Source organism: Pontibacterium sp. (genome assembly GCF_041587635.1).
Lineage (GTDB): Bacteria > Pseudomonadota > Gammaproteobacteria > Pseudomonadales > Balneatricaceae > Pontibacterium.
In genome coordinates, this window is sequence record NZ_JBFGYC010000594.1 from 1 (window position 1) to 2,385 (window position 2,385).

Below are 2,385 nucleotides of genomic sequence, written 5' to 3' on the forward strand. Positions count from 1 at the left end.
GGTGCCGCCATCGCGCAACTCCGGCGGTAGATCGTCCAATCGCACGGTCTGACCTGGAGCCATGACGGTCAACCAGCGACAGGTGTTCTCCAGCTGACGCACGTTACCGGCCCAGGATAAACCACATATATACGTCTCTGCTTCTGCACTGAGCGTTTTAGGTTCAACGCCCAACTCTTCCGCAGAGCTTGTCAGAAAATGACGCGTCAGACGCGGAATGTCCTCACGACGTTCGGACAAGGTAGGCAGATGGATACGTATCACGTTAAGGCGATGGAACAGATCCTCACGGAAACGCCCCTCCTGTACCAGTTGCTCCAGATTCTGATGGGTCGCGGCAATAATACGGACATCAACTTTCACCGGAGTGTGGCCACCCACCCGGTAGAATTCACTGTCTGCCAACACGCGTAGCAATCGGGTCTGCGCATCGGCGGGCATATCACCAATCTCATCAAGGAACAGCGTGCCACCATCCGCCTGTTCAAAGCGACCACGCCGTGCAGCAGCTGCGCCGGTAAATGCCCCCTTCTCATGACCAAACAGTTCTGACTCGATCAAATCATGAGGAATCGCGGCCATATTCAGCGGTATAAACGATTGTTCGCGACGCGGACTGTGCTTATGCAATGCATGGGCGACCAGCTCTTTACCGGTTCCCGATTCACCGTTGATCAACACGGTAATATTGGATTGCGATAAACGCCCGATGGCGCGAAACACCTCCTGCATAGCCGGGGCCTCGCCAATAATTTCGGTCTCCGCGTCTGCGACCTGCTCCTCAACTTGTTTTTGCTGCTCAATCGCATGCTCCAACGCACGCTTCGCCAGCGCAACCGCCTCATCAACATCAAATGGTTTTGGCAGATACTCAAAGGCCCCACCCTTATAAGAAGCCACTGCTGAATCCAGATCGGAATGCGCGGTCATGATGATGATGGGGATCTGAGGAAACCGCTCCTGAATGTGGTTGAGCAACGCCAGACCATCTGTCCCCGGCATCCGGATATCACTGATAATGGCATCCGGCACTTGTGTTTCCAGCGCTTGGATTAACACATCTGCACTGTCAAACACGGTGTTATTGACACCCTCAGCGGTCAGGGCCTTCTCCAGTACCCAACGAATTGAGCGGTCGTCGTCAACGACCCAGACATTACCTGACAGACTCATGGTTCAGCTCCAAAGGGATAAATAGTTCAAATAGGGTTCTTCCCGGCCGGGTATCACACTCAATCAGGCCACAGTGTTGATTGAGGATCGACTGAGCAATCGATAACCCCAAACCAGTCCCATCCGCGCGCCCGCTCACCATCGGATAGAAAATCTGACTCAGCAGCTCTTCAGGAATACCGGGGCCGTTGTCCTCGATACGCACACAGCACACCAGACGATGCTTCTCCGTACCTAATGTAATCTGACGCATGGTTCGGGTATGCAGCTTGATAGACGGATTCTGTGTATGACTTGCCTGCAGCGCCTGCATACTGTTCCGCATAATATTGAGCACCGCCTGAATCAGCTGTTCAGCATCACCTCGGAATTCAGGAATACTTGGGTCATAGTCACGGATTAGCTCAACACTGCCGCCACTTTCCGCCGCCACCAGACTGCACACCCGCTCAAGAATCGCGTGAATATTAACGTCGTTGATATCCGGCAATTTTCTTGGCCCCAACATACGATCGACCAAATTCCGTAAGCGGTCAGCTTCTTCAATAATGACCTGGGTGTAGTCATGCAGTGATATATCGTCCAGCTCACGCTCAAGTAGCTGCGCCGCACCTCGCAGGCCACCCAGCGGATTCTTAATTTCATGCGCCAGACCACGCACCAGCATTTGAGCACTCGCATGACGGGTCAGCAGCTCTTCTTCCCGCTCAATACGGATCAACCGGTCACGGGCTTCTATCTCTAACAGCAACCAGTTTTCCTGCTGCATCGGTAACGGATTCACGGTGTAATCCACTGTCAGCATCTGTTCTGACTGGTTTCTCAGTTTAGCTTCACGCCGGGTAAACGGATGACCACTGCGCAACGAGTGACGCAAGCCTTCAACCTGATCTGCATCCGTACCAAACCACTCGGCAATATCCCGTCGACTCAGTTGACGCGCACTTGCCGCCAACAACATTTCTGCGGCCGGATTCATGTACTGGATAAACAACTGGTTATCCAGCAACACAACGGCGGTCCCCAAATTCTCCAGTATCTTTTTGTACATATCATTTACGAGCATTGGCTTTCCGTCTCTCCATGCCAGGATTCTGCACCCTGCATGCTTATAGACAATCGGATTGTTAAGAAAATGCAAAAACCAAACCAGCTTTATGCATTTCACGCTCTACAGGCTACAAACAGATAAACCGGGTAAAAACCGCCCAA

The 2,385-nt window shown here is 52.5% G+C and carries 2 protein-coding genes; both read right to left on the reverse strand.

The features are described from left to right. Positions 1-1,173 (reverse strand): nitrogen regulation protein NR(I) (glnG, locus tag ABYW01_RS19530; RefSeq protein ID WP_372836040.1); only part of this gene is annotated, 1,173 nt, incomplete at its 3' end. Next, complete coding sequence (gene glnL / locus ABYW01_RS19535) at positions 1,157-2,239, reverse strand: nitrogen regulation protein NR(II) (protein WP_372836042.1); 1,083 nt, start codon at positions 2,237-2,239, stop codon at positions 1,157-1,159. The genes glnL and glnG, both read right to left, overlap by 17 nt. Between the last annotated feature and the right edge of the window lie 146 nt (positions 2,240-2,385).